The sequence below is a fragment of the Parerythrobacter jejuensis genome, assembly GCF_039536765.1.
GTDB classification, from domain to species: Bacteria; Pseudomonadota; Alphaproteobacteria; order Sphingomonadales; family Sphingomonadaceae; genus Parerythrobacter; species Parerythrobacter jejuensis.
Genome location: NZ_BAAAZF010000001.1, coordinates 438479 through 457435, shown reverse-complemented (window position 1 = coordinate 457435; position 18957 = coordinate 438479). Strand labels below are relative to the sequence as shown.

Sequence of the window (18957 nt, the reverse complement as noted above, 5' to 3'; positions counted from 1 at the left end):
TTTGAGGGATCAAACAATGGCCAAGAGTCCGACCAGCGGAAGCTCCGCAAAACCGAAAACCAAACGCGCCACCAAGGCCAAGGCATCGCCCGCGAAGGCAGAACCGGAAGTGCTGGAAGCACAGGCCCACCGCGAGGAAGCCAAGTCCCGTTTCAATGCGGCACTTGACGAAGCGAAGGCCGGTGCCGCTGCGCTAAAGGCTGAAGCTGGCGAAGTGGTCGGTACCTATCGCGAACAGGCCAAGGGCAAGAGCACCGATCTGACGGCAGATGCCAAGGCCTACGGCGAAGAGGCCAAGGTGCGCGCTTCCGAGCTGGCCGAAGAAACCAAGGTTCGCGCTGGTGAGCTTGCTGTAGAAGGCAAAGCCAAGGCAAGCGATGCCCTTTCCGCTTTGGGCAAGATGGTGGCCGACAATGCGGCAGCCATCGACGACCAGTTCGGCCCGAAATACGGTGACTATGCACGGAATGCCTCGCGCAGCTTGCAAGAAAACGCTGCGAAGCTGGAGGCCAAGAGCGTCGAGGAAATCGGCGATGATGCTCGCGAATTCGTGCGCAAAAGCCCCGGAACGGCGATTGGCCTTGCGGCAATTGGCGGCTACATCCTGGCGCGACTGTTCCGTCGTTAAGCAACCAAGAGTGAGGGGCTGCGCGAATGCTGGATGATGCCGCGCGTGATGCGCAGCCTGATACTCTGGAACCGGTGAGCACGCCGCGAGACGCTGCGAGCGATCCGCCTTTCGGCTCCCTGGCAGATGATGTCAGTGCGCTGATCGAAGACGGCAAGACCTATGTCGATGCCGAAATCGCGTTCCAGAAGTCCCGGGCTGGATTTGCCGGTAAGAAAACCAAGGGCGGCGTCATAGCCGTTCTTGGTGCATTTGCTTTCCTGCATCTTGCCCTGATCGGCCTGGTTGTCGGCCTTATCATTGCGCTGGAGCCCTATCTGACCGCCTTTGGCGCAGTCGCCACAGTGGTAGGGGTCCTTTTGCTCGGTGTCGCCATTTTTGGCGGCATCGCCGTTAGCCGGTTCAAAGCCGTGTCAGAAGCGTTCAAGAGTGAAACCGATGAGCAGGCTTGACCGACAATTGATTGAAGACCGGGCCTTGCGCAACGCCGCCCGGGCCCTGGTAAAGGCCGATATCGCTCGCTTGAAAAGCGATTTGGACAATCGCGGCGTAGGAGCACGCGCGCTTGATCGAGCCAAGGACGGTGCGGCGGAGGTATTCGACAAAGCCAGCAGCAGCGCCGACAGCAACAAGGGCATTCTTGCCCTGCTGATTGGGGCCATCATTCTCTGGTTCGCGCGCAATCCCATCCTGGCCCTGTTCTTCGACGAGGAAGAGCTGGCCGATTTTGACCAACCGGAAGAGCCCGCCTCCCCTGACGCGCTCGATCCAGAAACGAGTGGAGACGAAGAATGACCACTGAAGAGAAACGTGATGCCTTGCGCGCGCGTATCGAAGAAGGCGAACGCCGCCTGGCAGAGCGGGACTTTGTCGCCGCAGCCAAAGAGGCAGGCACTGTTGCCACCGAATTTGTGAAAGCCCACCCGGTGGCCAGCGTGGCTGGTGTTGCCATCCTGGGCATCATGATCGGCGCGATGACACGACCCGGCAGGCGTTTGGGCAACCGCGCAGCCGGCCTTGCATCCTACGCGACCGAAGCGGGGATCGCCTACGCCATGGGCGTGATCGACAGTGCGGGAGACATCGCGGACGACGTCAAGCAAGCTGGCGGCGACAAGCTGGAGGACATCAGTGACACACTGGATCGCACGGCCCGCAAAGCGAAGCGCGAAGGATCTCATTTTGCGACCACCGCCCGCGATGCCGCCCATGATCTGGGCCGCCGCGCCGGGCGCAAGGCAGGCCGCACATTCCGTGATACGAAGTCCCGCATCGCCCACTGATCACCAACAACCGACACAATCACGCGGCGTAGTGGGTTTGCCTGCTGCGCCGCTTGGTTTATGGGCGCGGCAAGAATCCTCCCCAAGGAAGAAAGACCATGGAAGAAACAACTCCGAAGCAGAAACTCCACCTCGTGATGGGTGGCCGTGTTTCCGATCCGCGTTCAATCGAGTTTCAGGATCCGGAAAGCGTGCACGTCGTTGGCGTATTCAGTGACTATGAATCGGCGGAAGAGGCTTGGCGCGGCCAGGCACAGCGCACGGTTGATGATGCCGAAATGAAGTATGTTATCGTCCACCTGCACAAGCTGCTGACGCCAGATACCTGATAGCGGTGTTCTACGCCATTCGACCTTATCGGGATGGTGATGCAGAGCATTTGGCGGCGATTTGCCAGGCTGCGATCGCTGCGATTGGACCGCACGCCTATAGCGATGCGCAGGTCGCGGCATGGTCCGCACGGCACCCGTCGGCAGACCGCTATCGCGCGCGTGTCGAGGGCGGAGCCCTGATCTTTGTTGCAGCCAGTAGCGACGATGTGCCGGTCGCCTATTCTTTGCTGGAGGCGGACGGTCATCTCGACCATCTCTACAACCACCCCGATCACACCAGGCGCGGGCTAGCCGGGCAAGTGTTGCAAGCGGCCGAGGATCACGCAATCCGTATGGGCATAGCGCGCCTTTATACCGAGGCGAGCGAACTGGCCCGCCCCGCATTCGAACGCGCAGGCTATTCAGTGCAGCATCGCCGCGATTTCGATATCGAACACTACGGACAATCGGTCGCGATTCACAATTACGCGATGGAAAAGCGACTCGATTGAGTCACTTCCCGGCTTTAGCTCAGATGAAATCGATCTTGTCGACGAGGTAGAACTTGTCGCCCGACGGCACCGTAACCTCGACCTCTTCCCCGACAGTCTTGCCGATCAGCGCACGTGCGATCGGGGAATTGTAGGAGATCCGGCCATTGTTCGCGTCAGCCTCGGTCTGCCCGACAATCTGGTATTTCACCGGTTTGTCGTTTTCATCGAGCAAGGTCACAGTGGCGCCAAACACGATCTTGTCACCCGAAAGGGTAGATGGATCAATGATTTGGGCGCGACTTGTCTTGTCTTCCAGATCTGCGATCTGGGCTTCGACCTGACCCTGCCGTTCCTTGGCAGCGTGGTATTCTGCATTCTCCGAAAGATCGCCATGGGCACGCGCTTCTTCGATCGCGTCGACAATCTTCGGCCGTTCCGCGCGCAGGGCCTTCAACTCGTTTGTGAGCTGCTCATAACCCTCTGCGAGCATTGGAACCTTGTCCATCGGAACCCCCAATCTAACAATTCTGTTTCGTTCGCCCCCTGGCCGAACCGTCAATTCAATCCTCTGCCGCGCCGGAATTGGGCGGATCAGCCTGATCGAACTGTGGGGAGAAGCAATCTAAGTTTCAGCTATAATAGTCTTGCAAAGAGCGCACTTCAAGGTCGCTTGCATCAACGGTGGCAATTGCCTCCGCCACAGCCAGGCTGGCAGCGGCCGTTGTGTAGTATGGCAGTTTGGCCTCCAGTGCCGAAGCACGGATGCTCTTGCTGTCCAAAAGGCTTTGCCACCCCTCAGTGGTGTTGAAGATCAGATCGACATCGCCATCGATAATCGCATCGACGATATGCGGCTGCCCTTCGGCGACCTTGTTGACGCGTTCGACAGGGAGGCCCTGCTCGGCGAGGTAGGACTGGGTGCCGCCTGTGGCGATCACCCGGAAGCCCTTGTCGATCAGGGTCTTGATTGCCGGAACGATGACGGGCTTGTCCGAATTCTTGACCGAAACGAACAGGGTACCGCTTTCGGGCAAAGCCATCCCTGCCCCGATCTGCGATTTGAGGAACGCCTCCGGGAATCGGGCATCGATGCCCATGACTTCGCCGGTCGACTTCATTTCAGGCGACAAGACAGGGTCGGCACCGGGGAAGCGGCTGAACGGGAAGACAGCCTCTTTCACCGCCATGTGGTCGGGCCGCAGGTTGAATGGGGCGAAGCTGGACAACGGTTCGCCTGCCATCACTCGGCTTGCGATCTTGGCCACGGGCTCGCCAATCGCTTTGGCCACGAAAGGCACCGTCCGGCTCGCGCGCGGATTGACCTCAATCAGGTATACCTCACCATCTTTTACCGCAAACTGGACGTTCATCAGGCCTTTGACCTTGAGCGCGACCGCAAGCGCCTCCGCCTGGCGCTCCATCTCGGCGATGATGTCGTCTGGCAGGCTGTAAGGTGGCAAGGTGCAGGCACTGTCGCCCGAATGGACCCCGGCTTCCTCGATATGCTGCATGACGCCGGCGATACGGACCTCGACGCCGTCGCAAATCACGTCGACATCGCATTCGATGGCATCGCGCAGATATTGGTCGACCAGCACCGGGCTGTCACCTGAGACATTCACCGCCGTGGCAATGTAATCGTCCAGCTGTGCCTCGGAATCGACGATCTCCATCGCGCGGCCACCCAATACGTAGCTTGGGCGCAGCAGCACGGGATAGCCGATATGCGCGGCGCTGGCGGCGGCTTCGTCGCGGCTCTTTGCAATGCCGTTTTCTGGCTGCTTAAGCTTGAGCTGATGGACCAGCTTGGCAAAACGCTCGCGGTCTTCGGCCAGGTCGATGGCATCGGGCGATGTACCCAGAATCGGGGTACCGGCATCTTCCAGCGCCTGTGCGAGCTTAAGCGGGGTCTGCCCGCCAAACTGGACGATGACGCCCACCAACTCGCCCGATTGTTGTTCGACGCGGAGAATCTCCAGCACGTCTTCGGCGGTCAATGGCTCGAAATAGAGCCGGTCTGACGTGTCATAATCGGTCGACACGGTTTCGGGGTTGCAGTTGACCATGATGGTCTCGAAACCGGCTTCGCTGAGCGCGAAACAGGCATGGACGCAGCAATAGTCGAACTCGATGCCCTGCCCGATCCGGTTGGGCCCACCACCCAGGATCACGATCTTGCGCCGATCACTCGGCATCGCCTCGTTTTCGGCTTCGCCGAAGCTTGGCGCTTCATAGGTCGAGTACATATAGGGCGTGATCGCCTCGAACTCGGCGGCACAGCTGTCGATCCGTTTGAACACAGGCAGCACGCCAAGCTTCTGACGCAGCTGGCGAACCTCTTCTTCGCTGGTGGCACCGGCCATCGCCTGCATCGCATCGTGTAGCAGGCCGGAACCGCGCGCCTGAGTCTCGCCCAATCCGCCGGCGACATGGACAGAGCGCACCGCCAGCGTGGCAAGGCGTTTGTCGGAGAAGCCCATGCTTTTCAGCTTGCGCAGGCCGGCTGCATCATTGGGCAGACCGTTCTCGCCGATCTCCGCTTCCGCCGCGATAATTGCCTCGATCTGGCGCAGGAACCAAGGATCGTAACCGGTGATCGAATTGACCGTCTCGACATCCATGCCCTCGCGGAAGGCTTGTGCGACCTTGAGCAGCCGGTCGGGCGTGCGCTTGCTGATCGCGGCGGTCACCACTTCGCGGCTCACACCCTCCAGCTCGACCACACGGTTGAACCCGTCGAGCCCGGTTTCGAGGCCCCGCAGCGCCTTCTGCATCGATTCCTGGAAATTACGCCCGATGGCCATCACTTCGCCGACCGATTTCATGGCAGTGGCAAGATTGGGCTGTGTGCCCTTGAATTTCTCGAAGGCGAAGCGCGGGATTTTGGTCACGACATAGTCGATGGTCGGCTCGAAACTGGCCGGCGTCGCGCCGGTGATCTCGTTCTCGATCTCGTCCAGCGTATAGCCAACGGCCAGCTTCGCCGCGACGCGGGCGATGGGGAACCCGGTGGCCTTGGACGCAAGCGCGGAGGAGCGCGAAACCCGCGGGTTCATCTCGATCACGATCAACCGGCCATCGGCGGGATTGACTGCGAACTGTACGTTCGAACCGCCTGTTTCGACTCCAATTTCGCGCAGCACAGCGATGCTGGCATTGCGCATGATCTGGTATTCCTTGTCGGTCAGCGTCAGCGCGGGGGCGACGGTGATGGAATCGCCGGTGTGCACACCCATCGGATCGACATTTTCAATCGAGCAGATGATGATGCAATTGTCGGCGCGATCGCGCACGACTTCCATCTCGAACTCTTTCCACCCGAGCAGCGATTCCTCGATCAAAACTTCGGTGGTGGGGCTGGCATCCAGCCCTTCGCGCACAATGCGTTCGAACTCGGTTTTGTTATAGGCGATCCCGCCGCCCGTACCGCCCAATGTAAAGCTGGGGCGAATGATGGAGGGCAAGCCGGTCCGCTCAAGGATCTTGTGCGCCTCCTCGACCGTATTAGCGACGCCGCTGCGGGCGCTTTCCAGCCCGATGGAATCCATCGCATCGCGGAACCGCTGGCGGTTTTCGGCCTTGTCGATGGCATCAGCCTTGGCCCCGATCATCTCCACGCCATGTTCGGCCAGCACGCCCATTTCGTCCAGCGCCAGTGCGCAATTGAGCGCGGTCTGCCCGCCCATGGTGGGCAACAAAGCGTCGGGTTTCTCCTTGGCAATGATCTTGGCGACGATCTCGGGTGTGATCGGCTCGATATAGGTCGCGTCCGCCATTTCCGGATCGGTCATGATCGTGGCCGGGTTGGAGTTGACGAGAATGACCCGATACCCCTCCTCGCGCAGCGCCTTGATCGCCTGCGTGCCGGAGTAATCGAACTCGCACGCCTGGCCGATGATGATCGGTCCGGCGCCGATAACGAGGATCGAGGAGATGTCAGTGCGTTTGGGCATGAAATTCTTTCATTGTACAATCAGCTCTCGCGGCCGAGGTCGCGTTGAGATTGGAATTCGGCCTCGTCTCCGCTCATAGTCAATTTGAATGAAACACCCGATGCCGGATCGTCAGATGAGGGAAAGTCACGCACAACCATCCTCAACGAGACGGGGTTCCATGCGCGACTGACAACCTCGCGCTCCACCGGCAGATCCAGACTTTCGGCGATACAGTAGATCACCTCCGGGGAGGCGGCCGACGTCCCTTTGAGATCGCCCACTGCGGTAAATATCTCGAAATGTTGCCGTTTAGTGTCGATCCAAGCATCCCAAACAAAACTAGACCGAGATTGATCTCCGGTTATGTGCTGCCAACGGCTTTCCGACGATGGAAACAGTTTTAGGTTGATTGAGCGAGGATCATCGAGGCAGCCCTGAGCTGCTTCTTCGATACTGGTTTTGTATTGGGAGGCTAGGGCAAGCTGCGTAGCCGGTATCTCATCCTTTTCCAGCGTCCCTTGATTGCTGCAGGAAGCAAGAGCAGCAGTTCCTATCAATGGGATAAGGCAGTATCTCATCCCAACATCCCCACAAACTTCTCGAACAGGTAAAAGCTGTCCTGCGGACCGGGGCTGGCTTCCGGGTGGTACTGCACGCCGAAAGCCTTCTTGCCGGTGATACTGATGCCGCAATTGCTGCCGTCGAACAGGCTGACATGGGTCTGCTCGACGCCCGCCGGCAAAGTTTCGCCATCGACGGCGAAGCCGTGGTTCATGCTGGTGATCTCGACGAGGCCGGTGGTCTCGCCCCAGCCCCCATCCTCACCAAACGCCACACGCTGCACAGGGTGGTTCGCGCCACGGTGGCCCTGGTGCATCTTGGTGGTTTTCGCGCCCGCTGCCAGCGCCAGCATCTGGTGGCCGAGGCAGATGCCGAACAGCGGGATGTCCCGCTCCAGCAACGCCTTGATCACCGGCACCGCATATTCGCCCGTCGCCGCAGGGTCGCCCGGCCCGTTGGAAAGGAACACGCCATCGGGCTTGTGCGCCAGCACCTCCTCAAGGCTGGCCTTGGCCGGCACCACCGTCACTCGCGCTCCGGCCTTCACCAGGTTGCGGAAGATATTGTCCTTCGCGCCGTAATCTATTGCGACGACATGCGGCTGCGCATCACGAGGAGCACGGCCATAGCCCTTCTCCAGCGTCCACGCGCCGCCTTCCCAATCCTGCTGCGCCTCCCGCGTTACGCGCTGGGCGAGGTCCATGCCTTCCAGGCCCGCCCAATCCTGCGCGCGGGCGAGCAGTTCGGGCAAGTCGAAATTGCCGTCCGGCGCATGGGCGATCACTGCATTGGGCGCGCCGCTGAGGCGGATGAAGCGGGTCAGCGCGCGTGTATCGATTCCGGACAGGCCGATCTTTCCGTGTGCCTCCATCCAGTCGGTAAATTGCTGCTGGCTGCGGAAATTGCTGTGCGGGGTCACTTCCTCGCGCACCACGCAGCCCACCGCGCTTTCCACTTGGCCCTCGATATCCTCCGCATTCGCGCCGACATTGCCGATATGGGGGAAGGTGAAGGTTACGATCTGCGCCGCATAGCTGGGATCGGTCATCACCTCCTGATAGCCGGTCATGGAGGTGTTGAAGCATACTTCGCCAACCGCAGAGCCCGCCGCGCCGAAGCCGTAGCCCCACAGGGCCGTGCCGTCGGCCAGCAAGAGGACTCCTGTCGCGCCTTTGGGTTGCGCAGGGGTAATGTCGGCGGTGGCCATTTGGGCTGCTCCGAGTCAGGGTTTCCGGCGATGTCGCTAAGACCCACGGGCTACGGATGCCCTCCCCTTGCGTCAAGCGGTTCGGCGCGCCAGTTAGGGGGTAATTCGCATCTATTTTGCTTTGGGTGTTGATAGCCCGGCAATCATCCACAGGAACCGACCATGTCAGACACCACTCTGCGCGACGCCATCAAGACTGCCACCGTCACCGCCATGAAGGCCAAAGACAAGGATCGTACCGCCGCGCTCCGCCTGATCGGCGCCAAGATCAAGGATCGCGACATCGAAATGCGCACCTCCAGCAAAGAAGTGGAGGACGATGCCATGGTGATCGACGTGCTCCAGAAAATGGGCAAGCAGCGCCGCGAATCGATCCAGATGTATACCGATGGTGGCCGCACGGAACTGGCCGCCAAGGAAGAGGCAGAGCTGGCCGTGATCGAGGAATTCCTGCCCCAGCAGATGGGTGAGGATGAAACGCGTGCAGCGATTGACGCGATCAAGGCCGAGCTGAATGCCGAGGGCATGAAGGATATGGGCCGCGTTATGGGTGAATTGAAGGCACGCCACGGGGCAGAACTCGACATGAGCAAGGCCAGCGGACTGGTGAAGGCTGCGCTTTCCTAATACGCTGCCACCATGCTTTCACCGCAATGGCTTGATGAACTGCGCGCACGGGTAACGCTTTCGAGCGTTATCCAGCGCACGACCAAGCTGCAGAAGGCAGGCCGGGAATGGAAGGCGTGCTGTCCTTTCCATAACGAGAAGTCGCCCAGCTTCACCGTCTCTGACGAGAAGGGGTTTTACCACTGCTTTGGCTGCGGTGCGCATGGCGATGTGATCCGCTGGATGACTGACCAGCGCGGCCTGCAATTCATGGACGCGGTGAAAGAACTGGCTGCGCAGGCCGGGATGGAAGTCCCTGCCCCCGATCCCCAGGCCGCCAAACGTGCCGAGAAACGGGCGGAGTTGGTTGATGTGACCGAAGCCGCGCAGCAGTGGTTCGTCGATGTCCTGCACAGCGATGATGGCACCAAGGCGCAGCGATATCTGGCCACGCGTGGCTTCTCCGACAAAGTCATCCGCGAATTCGGCTTCGGCTATGCGCCCGATAGCAAGCAGGCTCTTGCCAACGCGCTTTCCCGTTTCGAAACCCCGATGCTGGTTGAATCCGGAATGCAGATTTCGGTTGAGGACAAGGCGCCTTACGACCGGTTTCGCGACCGGCTGATGCTGCCTATCCAGGACCAACGCGGGCGCGTGATCGCCTTTGGCGGCCGCATTCTGGACAAGCGCGATGGCGTCGCGAAATATCTCAATTCGCCCGACACGCCTTTATTCGATAAGGGCCGCACACTCTACAACCTCCACCGTGCCAGCCCCGCCTCGCGCCAGAGCGGGCGCATCGTGGTTGTCGAAGGCTATATGGACGTGATCGCCCTCGCCAATGCGGGGATCGCGGATGCGGTGGCGCCTCTGGGTACGGCGCTGACAGAGCAACAGATCGAAATGCTGTGGCGGATCGTTGAACGGCCGGTGCTGTGCTTCGATGGCGATGCGGCCGGCCAACGGGCCGCCATGCGGGCGGTGTCGCGCGCTTTGCCCTTGCTCCGCCCCGCCCATTCCCTGGCGATCGTACGCATGCCGCCAGGGCTCGATCCCGATGACCTGTTGCAGCAAAAAGGGCGCGGCGCTCTCGACCAATTGCTCGACAGCGCAGACAGCCTGCTCGACACGCTATGGCAATATGAACGCGATGCCCAACCGCTCAATTCGCCAGAAGACAAGGCCGGATTGAAAGCACGGTTGCTGGCGCATGTGGACACGATTGCCGATCAGGATATCAAGGCCTTGTACAAGCGGGAACTGCTTGAGCGGTTTTCGGCCTTTGCCTTCCCGCCGCGCGAGCGCAAACCGTGGCAACCCGGCGGCTTCAAACAGGGCAAGCCGGCTCCGCGGCGCTCTGACCCGGCAGAGATAAGGCGGCTGCGAGCCAGTGCCGAGGGCGGCTCGCTCGACCGGCTGACCGCTGCAGTCGTTTCCGGCTTCCTCAAGTTTCCGGATCAAATCGATCGCCATGCCGATGTGTTGGCAGAGGCGGCAGAGCGTGACCCCAAAGTCGCAAATGCGGTAAATCCTTTGCTCGACATGGCGGAAATGCTTGAAGACGGCGAGAATTCGCCCATATCGGATGACATTGGCCACTTTGTGCCCCCGGATAAGAGTCATTTTGCCTTCCTCCGCGAAGGAATAGATCCGCAGGACGCGCGTAAAGATCTGGCCGAAGCCGTATCGTTGCTGGTCGAAAGACCTGCGTTGAAGGCTGCGCTTGCTGCGGCAACTGCGCGGTTCGAGACCGATCCGGAAGGCGCTTTCGCGGAACAGCAGCGGCTGTTGAAACGAAAGCTGGAATTTGACGCGCGACTCGGCCAAATGGCGAGTATACGGGCTGCGGAAACGCAGCCGGAACTGGGGACAACGCCCGAACCGGAAACGGCGGGCGAACAGGAAACGGACTAAATCAGACCTATGGCGTCCGAAGCTAAAACCAAACAAACCGAAGATGCACCCCTGATCGACCTCAACGAGGCGTCGATCAAGAAGCTGATGACCAAGGCCAAGCGTCGGGGCTACCTGACGGTGGACGAGCTTAATGATGCTCTGCCGCAGGATCAGATGAATTCAGAGCAGATCGAGGATGTGATGTCCGCGATCAGCGAAATGGGCGTCAACATCGTCGAGAACGACGAAGAGGCCGAGGCCGAAGCCCAGCAGGAAGCCGAAGTCGAGGAAATCGCCGTTGGTGGCGATGCCAAGAAAGACGCCAAGAAGGCACCGGCTGCTGCCGCAAAAAAGACCACCACGGGCGATCGCACCGATGATCCGGTGCGCATGTATCTGCGTGAAATGGGCGCGGTGGAACTGCTTAGCCGTGAAGGCGAAATCGCGATTGCGAAGCGGATCGAATCCGGCCGTGACACGATGATTATCGGCCTGTGCCAAAGCCCGATCACGTTCCACGCCATTATCCAGTGGTCCGAAGCGCTCAACAACGAAGAAATGCAGCTGCGCGAGATCCTCGATCTTGATGCAATGCTGTCGAAAGAACCACCGGCGGACAAGCTTGCCGAAGGCGCCGAGGATGATGACGACGGCGAAATCACTGAAGATTCGGCCGGCCCGAGCATCCGTGACGATGATGAGGACGACGTTTCCGAGGACGACGAGGATACCGAAGGCGAAGACGGCGAAGAGGGTTCTTCCAAGCGCGAGGAAGAAGAGGAAGAGGACAACACCATGTCCCTCGCCCAGATGGAGGCCGCGCTGAAGCCGGACGCCATCGAACGCTTTGCCCGGATCACAAGCCTGTTCAAGAAGTTCGAGAAGCTCCAGAACGAGCGTGTCGAAACCATGGCGCGCGGCGAAGTTCTGCCCAAAGCCAAGGAAAACAAATACGAGAAGCTCGGCGAGGAACTGACCGCCGAAGTGGAAAGCATGCAGTTCCACGCGACCAAGATCGAATTCCTGGTCGACAATCTCTATGCCTTCAACCGCCGCCTGACCGCCCTGGGCGGCCAGATGTTGCGCCTTGCCGAACGGCACAAGGTCAAGCGCCGCGACTTCCTCGATGCCTATATCGGCAACGAGCTGGACGATGCGTGGATGCAGGACCGCGTGAAGAAGGACAAAAAATGGGCTGCCTTCGCCGACAAGGAAGGCGATGCCGTTGATCGCATCCGGTCCGAAATCGCCGATATTGCTGCCGCCACCGGCATGAGCCTGCCCGAATTCCGCCGCATCGTGAACATGGTGCAAAAGGGCGAGCGCGAAGCACGGATCGCGAAGAAGGAAATGGTCGAGGCGAACCTGCGCCTGGTGATTTCCATTGCCAAAAAATATACCAACCGTGGCCTGCAATTCCTTGATCTCATTCAGGAAGGCAATATCGGCCTGATGAAGGCGGTCGACAAGTTCGAATACCGGCGTGGCTACAAGTTCAGCACCTATGCAACGTGGTGGATCCGTCAGGCAATCACCCGTTCGATTGCTGACCAGGCCCGAACCATCCGTATTCCGGTCCACATGATCGAGACGATCAACAAGCTGGTCCGCACGAGCCGCCAATTCCTGCACGAGCAGGGCCGCGAACCGACCCCGGAAGAGATGGCAGAGCGTCTCTCCATGCCGCTGGAGAAGGTACGCAAGGTGATGAAGATCGCCAAGGAACCGATTAGCCTCGAAACGCCGATCGGCGACGAGGAAGATTCGCATTTGGGCGATTTCATCGAGGACAAGAACGCGATTATTCCCGTGGACGCCGCGATCCAGGCGAACCTCAAGGAAACCGTCACCCGCGTACTGGCATCCCTCACTCCGCGCGAAGAGCGCGTGCTGCGTATGCGCTTCGGCATCGGCATGAACACCGATCACACGCTGGAAGAAGTCGGGCAGCAGTTCAGTGTTACCCGCGAACGTATCCGGCAGATCGAGGCCAAGGCACTGCGCAAGCTCAAGCACCCAAGCCGCAGCCGCAAGATGCGCAGCTTCCTGGATCAGTAAGCCAGGCAATGATTGCTTTTTGAAAGGGCGGCCCTTCGCAGTAAGGCGCCGCCCTTTCTATTTCAGCGAAGCATAGGCCGCCACGGTATCGGCGACCGGGTCCAGTCTGACCCACAGTGCGATAACAAAGGCGGTAAGCAGACAGATCCCGGCAAGGCCCAAGGCGGGCCTCGCCTTCGCCTCCGGCACCAGCAGGCCAAGGACCGGCAACGCCAGCGCTGCGATCAACGCGACCAGCGACGGATAGTCCGGACCCACGCCCTGCATCAGCTGATGCCCGTATTGCAGCAGGAACCCTATGATTACGGCTCCGGCGACAATCTTGATCGGGGTCGCCACTGCATCACTTACCCGGGATACAGCAACCCCAGCCAGCCCGGCGATCAGCAGAGGCCAGACAATCAGGTATGAGGTTGTCGGTGCGAAGAAATGAGCGGCCAAGGCGAGCACCAGCCCAACCACGCTATAGTTGCGCCCGGCCCACCAGGGTGATGTCGCTGCCAATACCGCAATGCTGAGCAACAGGGCTTGAACCTCAAGCCGGGGAATCGCAGCCAGACGGTCATAATAGTTCGCTTCTCCGCCCGCCCCCGAAACGAGGTTGAAGACGTACAGCAGAATACCTCCCCCCACGATGACCCCCAAACTAGCTCCGAGTGCCTTGAGAGGATTGTCGCCCTTCTCCCGGCGTAGATACGCCCCGGCGTGCAGCGCCATGGTGGCGATGAGCAAGACCCAACCCGCGATTGCGCCATAGGCCATCGTAAACAACCCGAAAACGTCGAAGAAAGTCGCATTGGGGGTTTTGCCGGGATGGGCATCAGAACTCGCCAAGGCTCGCGTCAATTGCAGTGTCTGGTCCCCCATATCCTGCAAAGCGCCCTGATCGAGATTGTCCGGTGTCGCCTTGGGTGAATGGTAAAGGCCCGAGCGCCCGATAAAGGCCAGATTGTAGGCCGTATATGGCCCCTCCAGTGCGGGGGTCAGGTCGGTATCGTTGGGCAGGACTTCATAGACGAAGGCCGACAAGGATGACCCTGCCGGGCGATCCACGGCCGCGGCATAGGCGGCCACGGCCTCGCCATTGTCGGACGAAGTCTGAAACAGCGTGGTCCGGCCCCCGCCACCGCGCGCTTCGAGATTGATGACGGCCCCGATCCGCTCGCGCAGCGGGTTCTCGGCAAAGAATTGTCGCGCGCCGTTGAGGCCCAGTTCTTCGGCATCGGTGATAATGGCGACGATATCGCGCTCTGCCCCGCCCTGGGCGTTGATGGCGCGGATCGTCTCCATTGTTGCTGCAACACCCGCAGTATCGTCTGGCGCGCCCGGTGAAGCCCAGACAGTGTCATGATGCGACATGATCGCGACAGCCGGCAGGGTGCGATCCTTGCCTGGCAACACGCCAATGATGTTGGTGAATGTCAGCGAGTCGGGTCGCGTTCCGCTCCAATGGCCGAACTTGTCGAGCCCGCGTTCCGGCACGAGCCCGGTGGTCGTGGTCACTTCCATCCCCAGTGACTGGAGCCGGGCAATGATGTAAGCCCGTACCTCTGCATTTTGAGCCGAGCCGGTCGGGTGAGGCTCGGCCGCAATCGTGCGCACATCTTCCATCGCGCGAGACGCCGAAAAGAGTGTCTCCGGCGCATCGGCGGGGCGTGCCGAAGGCGGCGTCGTGGCCCAGATGGCCAGCAGCAGGCCACCAACAATCGCAGCGAGCAGTGCGCCGTATTTCTTCATTCCCGGATCCCCTCGTATTCCTGACCGGAATGCACGGCAGGCGGGCGTGCGTCAAACGTGGCATTTCCATGGGGACGGACAATAGGTGGTGGTAGCAAGGCGCGCCGGGACACCGTATGGAGCGCAAACCGCGATTCCTTCACAGCAGGACAATCCGATGCGCATTGCCATAGCCTCCGACCATGCCGCCCTCGATCTGAAAGCAGAGCTGCGTGAGTGGTTGATCGAGGAAGGTCACGAAGTTGCCGATCTGGGCCCTGACGACGGTGATAGCGTCGACTATCCTGACTACGGGTACAAACTGGCCGCTGTCGTCGCTGATGGCACTGCTGACAAGGGAATAGCCCTGTGTGGCAGTGGCATCGGCATTTCGATGAGCGTCAATCGCAATCCCGCTGTGCGCTGCGCTCTGGTATCAGAGCCTCTCTCCGCCACCTTGTCGCGGGAGCACAACGATGCCAATTGCCTGGCCATGGGCGCACGCCTGACGGGGATCGAAATGGCCAAAGCCTGCGTAACTGCCTTCCTCACCACCGAATTTGCCGACTCTCTTCCTGATGGAACCGGGCGCCACCAGCGCCGTGTCGACAAGCTATCCAATCCCAGCTGCTGAAAGACCCTCCGATGAGCTCCGCACCTGCTTCTGAAACCGATATTATGCACCGCTTTTGGCATGATGATCTTGCCACCGCCGACCCAGAGATCGCGGCTGCGGTTGGTCACGAGCTGAAGCGCCAGCAAGACAAGATCGAGCTGATCGCCTCCGAGAACATTGCCTCGACGGCGGTACTCGAAGCGACCGGCAGCGTGTTCACCAACAAATATGCCGAGGGCTATCCCGGCAAGCGCTATTATGGCGGGTGCGACTATGCCGATGTCGTCGAAACGCTCGCGATCGACCGCGCCAAGGAGTTGTTCGGCTGCAACTTTGCCAATGTGCAACCCAATTCGGGTAGCCAGATGAACCAGGCCGTGTTCCTGGCGCTGCTGCAGCCCGGCGACACTTTCATGGGTCTCGACCTCAATTCAGGCGGGCACCTGACCCACGGATCGCCTGTGAATATGAGCGGCAAGTGGTTCAATCCTGTCAGCTATGGCGTCCGCAAGGATGACGAGCTGATCGACATGGACGAAGTGGCTGCGACTGCACGCGAGCACAAGCCGAAGCTGATCATCTGCGGGGGCACGGCCTATTCCCGGACATGGGACTTCCCGCGCTTTCGCGAGATTGCAGATGAGGTGGGCGCATATCTCTTGTGTGATATGAGCCACATCTCCGGCCTGGTGGCTGGCGGTGCGCACCCGAGCCCGTTTCCCCACGCCCATGTCGTTACCAGCACGACCCATAAAAGCCTGCGCGGCCCACGCTCCGGCATCATCCTGTGGAATGATGAAGAGCTTACCAAACCGCTCAACATGGCGGTCTTCCCGGGCCTGCAGGGCGGGCCGTTGATGCATGTGGTCGCCGCCAAAGCCGTTGCCTTCCGCGAAGCGCTGCGGCCCGAATTCAAGGCCTACGCTGCCAGCATCGTTGAAAATGCCCGCGCGCTGGCTGCCAGTCTGGAAGAAAACGGCCTGCGAATTGTGTCTGGCGGCACGGACAACCATTCCATGCTGGTCGACCTGACCGCCAAGGAGGTAACCGGCAAATCGGCGGAGGCCGGCCTCGATCGCGCATGGCTCACTTGCAACAAGAACGGTATCCCTTACGACACGCGCAGCCCGTTCGTGACCAGTGGCGTGCGGCTCGGTACTCCGGCAGGGACCACCCGCGGCTTTGGCCCGGCGGAATTCCGCAAGATCGGTGTGCTGATCGCAGAGGTTGTCGACGGTCTGGCCAAGAATGGTCCGGAAGGTGACGCCCAGATCGAGGAAAGCGTGCGCGGCCGCGTGGCGGCCCTGTGCGCCGATTTCCCGGTGTACCCCGGAAGGTAGGATTATGGACAAACCCAACCCCCAAGATGACGGCAGCTGGATCGGCGATGCCAAGGACGAAATGACCGGTATCGCCAAGGAGGGCATGGCCCATCCATCGACCAAACCGGTTTTGGCCGGTGCAGCCATCGGAGCACTTGCCGGTGGCTTGCTGCCGATCGTCACCTGGCCGGTTGGTCTGGCCGCGGGGGCGATCTACGCCCTCCACAACAGGATCAAGAAGTAGCCGATGCGGTGCCCGTTTTGCGCCCATGATGACAGCCAGGTGAAAGACAGTCGCCCGGCAGAAGACAATGCTGCGATCCGGCGACGCAGGCAGTGTTCAAGCTGTGGCGCCCGCTTCACGACTTTTGAGCGCGTGCAGCTGCGTGAAGTGAGTGTGGTGAAGTCAGGCGACAAGCGGGAGCCGTTTGAGCGGGCCAAACTGGAACAATCCGTCAGCCTCGCTTGTCGTAAGCGCGGTGTAACGCAGGAACAGATTGACCAGTTGGTGTCCGGAATCCAGCGCCAAGTCGAAACTGCGGGCGAAAGCGAAGTGGCCTCCACCCGCATCGGCGAGTTGGTGATGGATGGTCTACGCCAGATCGACAGCGTGGCCTATATCCGGTTCGCCAGCGTGTATCGCGATTTCAGCGAAGCCCGCGATTTCGAAGAATTCGCCAGCACCGTGCAGGAAGCGGCGACGACCACTTCCGATGGCTGAGGCACCCTCACAACGTCCGATTGTCGTACTGGTGCGCCCGCAGCTAGGGGAGAATATCGGCAAGGCGGCGCGCGCGATGCGCAATTTCGGGCTGACCGAGATGCGTCTGGTCGCCCCGCGCGATGGCTGGCCTAATCCCGATGCTGGCCCGTCTGCCTCCGGGGCGGATGATGTTCTGCAAGCGGCCGAGGTCTACGATACCACCGCTGAGGCGGTAGCAGACTGCGCGCATATCTATGCCACCACGGTTCGCAAACGCGGCGTAACCAAGCCGGTGGTGACACCGGAGCAGGCCGCACAATCGATCCGGACAGATGCCGGACGCTCTGCGATCCTGTTTGGACCGGAGCGTTCCGGCTTGGAGACAGCGGATGTGGCGCTGGCCCGGGCGATCTTGACGGTCCCGATCGATCCAGAGTTTGGCTCCCTCAATCTCGCTCAGGCGGTGATCCTGTGTGCCTATGAATGGTCTAAGGGTACGGACCTGAAGCAACCTACAAAGGAAGACATGCTGCCCCCTGCCCCGCAGGAGGAACTGGAAGGGCTCGTCAGCCATCTTGAAGGCATGCTGGAGCCGAAGGGCTATTTCTTCCCCGAGGATCGCGCAGAAGCCACGCGGCTGACGCTGCGCAATGTACTGACCAAACCGGGCTGGAACCATCTGGAGGTGAGGACTTTGCGCGGGGTGCTGTCATTCCTGAGCAAACCACCGCGCAAAACGACCAAACGCTAGGCGGCTATCAGCTGCGTCGCGCGTCCCATTCCACCAGTTCATAGGCGATCGACGCTTCCACGAGGCTGTCCCAGATCCTGGCCAGGTCTTCCGCTGGCAATCCCCGTGCAGCAGCATCAGCCGCGACCGCATCGATTACCGCTTTTTTGCGCCGTTCGTCGCGCACTGTGTCACGGCTTTGCTTGATGCGTGCGGCAGCCCGCATATAGCCAAAACGCCGGTCCAGCAGAGCGACCAGTTCACGATCGGTGGCATCCACGCCCGCACGCACATCGGTCATATCGTCGCAGGCTTCAGGCAGCTTGATTTCACTCATGGCGCGCCCTGTGGCCTGCCCGACACCAATTGTCGAGGGCACATAGCGGCATATTCAGGAACTGCTCATGTTTTGAGGCGCTTATTCCACCAGAGGACCAAAGAAGGGGAGAATTCGATGCTCACGACATTTCTACTCGCCAGCGCCCTGCCGCTCGTTCAGGTGGACGCTACGGACACTCGCTTCGATGAAAAGCGGACCTTCGTTTCCGGCAAGGCAGAGACGGCTCTGGCTGGCGAAAGCGACGCCGAGGTTTTGTGCCTCGATATGCTGCCGGGTACGCGTCACAAGAGCATTTGTCTTGTCCGGTCGGAATGGAAGAAAGCCGTTACAATGGCCGAGGCGGCACCCAAGTTGCGCAACTCCAGCCAGATCTACAACCACAGTCACAGCAGCTTTGGTTCTGCCAAGAAATACGGCATTGGCAGCAACGCCTCGCGCTACTGACGCTTGTCCTTGACTTGGCGCGCCGGATCGCTATCTGGCGCGCTTCACTTCGGCAACGCGCGTAATTAAGTCGCGCGCCCGATTGGCCCCGCATTCCGGTGAAGCGG

At 60.4% G+C, this 18957-nt stretch carries 21 protein-coding genes; 15 read left to right on the top strand and 6 right to left on the bottom strand.

Going from position 1 to position 18957, the window contains the following annotated elements:
- The first annotated feature begins 16 nt into the window (after positions 1-16).
- The 6 genes from ABD653_RS02185 (at position 17) to ABD653_RS02160 (ending at position 2734) form a co-directional block, all read left to right on the top strand.
- Entirely contained in the window at positions 17-628 is a 612-nt protein-coding gene (locus tag ABD653_RS02185) for a hypothetical protein (protein ID WP_160779641.1), read from the top strand.
- A 26-nt stretch (positions 629-654) separates the two neighbouring features.
- Positions 655-1080 (top strand): phage holin family protein, encoded by a 426-nt coding sequence (locus tag ABD653_RS02180; protein ID WP_160779640.1) that lies wholly within the window; start codon positions 655-657, stop codon positions 1078-1080.
- Entirely contained in the window at positions 1067-1423 is a 357-nt protein-coding gene (locus tag ABD653_RS02175; RefSeq protein WP_160779639.1) for a hypothetical protein, read from the top strand. Before ABD653_RS02180 ends, ABD653_RS02175 begins: the two co-directional genes overlap by 14 nt.
- A complete protein-coding gene (locus ABD653_RS02170) occupies positions 1420-1911 on the top strand; it encodes a hypothetical protein (protein WP_160779638.1) in 492 nt (163 codons plus the stop codon). The genes ABD653_RS02175 and ABD653_RS02170 overlap by 4 nt, the downstream gene beginning before the upstream one ends.
- Before the next feature lie 98 nt (positions 1912-2009).
- Complete coding sequence (locus tag ABD653_RS02165; RefSeq protein ID WP_160779637.1) at positions 2010-2240, top strand: DUF4170 domain-containing protein; 231 nt, start codon at positions 2010-2012, stop codon at positions 2238-2240.
- A gap of 5 nt (positions 2241-2245) precedes the next feature.
- Positions 2246-2734: a GNAT family N-acetyltransferase gene (locus ABD653_RS02160; protein ID WP_160779636.1), complete on the top strand. Its 489-nt coding sequence runs from the start codon at positions 2246-2248 to the stop codon at positions 2732-2734.
- A gap of 19 nt (positions 2735-2753) precedes the next feature.
- On the opposite strand, the gene greA is transcribed toward ABD653_RS02160, so the two are convergent.
- From greA to carA, 4 genes are all read right to left on the bottom strand, one after another.
- Positions 2754-3221: a transcription elongation factor GreA gene (gene greA / locus ABD653_RS02155; protein ID WP_160779635.1), complete on the bottom strand. Its 468-nt coding sequence runs from the start codon at positions 3219-3221 to the stop codon at positions 2754-2756.
- 124 nt (positions 3222-3345) lie between these two features.
- Positions 3346-6669 (bottom strand): carbamoyl-phosphate synthase large subunit, encoded by a 3324-nt coding sequence (gene carB / locus ABD653_RS02150; protein ID WP_160779634.1) that lies wholly within the window; start codon positions 6667-6669, stop codon positions 3346-3348.
- A gap of 20 nt (positions 6670-6689) precedes the next feature.
- Positions 6690-7229 (bottom strand): hypothetical protein, encoded by a 540-nt coding sequence (locus ABD653_RS02145; protein ID WP_160779633.1) that lies wholly within the window; start codon positions 7227-7229, stop codon positions 6690-6692.
- Positions 7226-8419 carry a glutamine-hydrolyzing carbamoyl-phosphate synthase small subunit gene (carA, locus tag ABD653_RS02140; RefSeq protein ID WP_160779632.1) on the bottom strand — a complete coding sequence of 398 codons (1194 nt, stop codon included), beginning with the start codon at positions 8417-8419 and terminating at the stop codon, positions 7226-7228. The genes ABD653_RS02145 and carA overlap by 4 nt, the downstream gene beginning before the upstream one ends.
- Before the next feature lie 162 nt (positions 8420-8581).
- Here carA and ABD653_RS02135 point away from each other — a divergent pair, with 162 nt between their 5' ends.
- Genes ABD653_RS02135 through rpoD form a run of 3 tightly spaced genes read left to right on the top strand, consistent with a single transcriptional unit; the run spans position 8582 to position 12979 of the window.
- Positions 8582-9046 (top strand): GatB/YqeY domain-containing protein, encoded by a 465-nt coding sequence (locus tag ABD653_RS02135; protein ID WP_160779631.1) that lies wholly within the window; start codon positions 8582-8584, stop codon positions 9044-9046.
- 12 nt (positions 9047-9058) lie between these two features.
- Positions 9059-10939 carry a DNA primase gene (gene dnaG, locus ABD653_RS02130; protein ID WP_160779630.1) on the top strand — a complete coding sequence of 627 codons (1881 nt, stop codon included), beginning with the start codon at positions 9059-9061 and terminating at the stop codon, positions 10937-10939.
- Positions 10940-10948: 9 nt separating this feature from the next.
- The gene (rpoD, locus tag ABD653_RS02125) at positions 10949-12979 is read left to right on the top strand and encodes an RNA polymerase sigma factor RpoD (RefSeq protein ID WP_160779629.1); all 2031 of its coding nucleotides are present in this window, start codon (positions 10949-10951) and stop codon (positions 12977-12979) included.
- Positions 12980-13036: 57 nt separating this feature from the next.
- Here the strand turns inward: rpoD and ABD653_RS02120 are convergent, their stop codons facing one another.
- Complete coding sequence (locus tag ABD653_RS02120) at positions 13037-14716, bottom strand: M20/M25/M40 family metallo-hydrolase (RefSeq protein ID WP_160779628.1); 1680 nt, start codon at positions 14714-14716, stop codon at positions 13037-13039.
- Between the two features lie 157 nt (positions 14717-14873).
- Between ABD653_RS02120 and rpiB the strand changes: the two genes are divergently transcribed.
- The 5 genes from rpiB to ABD653_RS02095 are packed head-to-tail and all read left to right on the top strand — an operon-like array spanning position 14874 to position 18087.
- Positions 14874-15329 (top strand): ribose 5-phosphate isomerase B, encoded by a 456-nt coding sequence (gene rpiB / locus ABD653_RS02115; RefSeq protein WP_160779627.1) that lies wholly within the window; start codon positions 14874-14876, stop codon positions 15327-15329.
- 11 nt (positions 15330-15340) lie between these two features.
- Positions 15341-16651, top strand: coding sequence for a serine hydroxymethyltransferase (gene glyA / locus ABD653_RS02110; RefSeq protein ID WP_160779626.1), 1311 nt, complete (start codon positions 15341-15343; stop codon positions 16649-16651).
- Between the two features lie 4 nt (positions 16652-16655).
- On the top strand, positions 16656-16877 hold the full coding sequence (locus ABD653_RS02105; protein WP_160779625.1) for a hypothetical protein: 222 nt from the start codon (positions 16656-16658) through the stop codon (positions 16875-16877).
- Between the two features lie 3 nt (positions 16878-16880).
- On the top strand, positions 16881-17354 hold the full coding sequence (nrdR, locus tag ABD653_RS02100) for a transcriptional regulator NrdR (protein WP_160779624.1): 474 nt from the start codon (positions 16881-16883) through the stop codon (positions 17352-17354).
- Positions 17347-18087, top strand: coding sequence for an RNA methyltransferase (locus tag ABD653_RS02095; RefSeq protein ID WP_160779623.1), 741 nt, complete (start codon positions 17347-17349; stop codon positions 18085-18087). The genes nrdR and ABD653_RS02095 overlap by 8 nt, the downstream gene beginning before the upstream one ends.
- A gap of 7 nt (positions 18088-18094) precedes the next feature.
- Here the strand turns inward: ABD653_RS02095 and ABD653_RS02090 are convergent, their stop codons facing one another.
- Entirely contained in the window at positions 18095-18403 is a 309-nt protein-coding gene (locus tag ABD653_RS02090; RefSeq protein WP_160779622.1) for a chorismate mutase, read from the bottom strand.
- A 117-nt stretch (positions 18404-18520) separates the two neighbouring features.
- Here ABD653_RS02090 and ABD653_RS02085 point away from each other — a divergent pair, with 117 nt between their 5' ends.
- The gene (locus ABD653_RS02085; RefSeq protein ID WP_160779621.1) at positions 18521-18850 is read left to right on the top strand and encodes a hypothetical protein; all 330 of its coding nucleotides are present in this window, start codon (positions 18521-18523) and stop codon (positions 18848-18850) included.
- Positions 18851-18957 lie beyond the last annotated feature (107 nt).

Coding starts and splice junctions, on each gene's coding strand:
- rpiB (WP_160779627.1), top strand. CDS start 14,874: ATGCGCATTGCCATAGCCTCCGACCATGCCGCCCTCGATCTGAAAGCA.
- glyA (WP_160779626.1), top strand. CDS start 15,341: ATGAGCTCCGCACCTGCTTCTGAAACCGATATTATGCACCGCTTTTGG.
- ABD653_RS02145 (WP_160779633.1), bottom strand. CDS start 7,229: ATGAGATACTGCCTTATCCCATTGATAGGAACTGCTGCTCTTGCTTCC.
- ABD653_RS02180 (WP_160779640.1), top strand. CDS start 655: ATGCTGGATGATGCCGCGCGTGATGCGCAGCCTGATACTCTGGAACCG.
- nrdR (WP_160779624.1), top strand. CDS start 16,881: ATGCGGTGCCCGTTTTGCGCCCATGATGACAGCCAGGTGAAAGACAGT.
- ABD653_RS02175 (WP_160779639.1), top strand. CDS start 1,067: ATGAGCAGGCTTGACCGACAATTGATTGAAGACCGGGCCTTGCGCAAC.
- ABD653_RS02095 (WP_160779623.1), top strand. CDS start 17,347: ATGGCTGAGGCACCCTCACAACGTCCGATTGTCGTACTGGTGCGCCCG.
- ABD653_RS02090 (WP_160779622.1), bottom strand. CDS start 18,403: ATGAGTGAAATCAAGCTGCCTGAAGCCTGCGACGATATGACCGATGTG.
- ABD653_RS02135 (WP_160779631.1), top strand. CDS start 8,582: ATGTCAGACACCACTCTGCGCGACGCCATCAAGACTGCCACCGTCACC.
- carB (WP_160779634.1), bottom strand. CDS start 6,669: ATGCCCAAACGCACTGACATCTCCTCGATCCTCGTTATCGGCGCCGGA.
- ABD653_RS02165 (WP_160779637.1), top strand. CDS start 2,010: ATGGAAGAAACAACTCCGAAGCAGAAACTCCACCTCGTGATGGGTGGC.
- greA (WP_160779635.1), bottom strand. CDS start 3,221: ATGGACAAGGTTCCAATGCTCGCAGAGGGTTATGAGCAGCTCACAAAC.
- ABD653_RS02085 (WP_160779621.1), top strand. CDS start 18,521: ATGCTCACGACATTTCTACTCGCCAGCGCCCTGCCGCTCGTTCAGGTG.
- ABD653_RS02185 (WP_160779641.1), top strand. CDS start 17: ATGGCCAAGAGTCCGACCAGCGGAAGCTCCGCAAAACCGAAAACCAAA.
- ABD653_RS02170 (WP_160779638.1), top strand. CDS start 1,420: ATGACCACTGAAGAGAAACGTGATGCCTTGCGCGCGCGTATCGAAGAA.
- dnaG (WP_160779630.1), top strand. CDS start 9,059: ATGCTTTCACCGCAATGGCTTGATGAACTGCGCGCACGGGTAACGCTT.
- carA (WP_160779632.1), bottom strand. CDS start 8,419: ATGGCCACCGCCGACATTACCCCTGCGCAACCCAAAGGCGCGACAGGA.
- ABD653_RS02105 (WP_160779625.1), top strand. CDS start 16,656: ATGGACAAACCCAACCCCCAAGATGACGGCAGCTGGATCGGCGATGCC.
- rpoD (WP_160779629.1), top strand. CDS start 10,949: ATGGCGTCCGAAGCTAAAACCAAACAAACCGAAGATGCACCCCTGATC.
- ABD653_RS02120 (WP_160779628.1), bottom strand. CDS start 14,716: ATGAAGAAATACGGCGCACTGCTCGCTGCGATTGTTGGTGGCCTGCTG.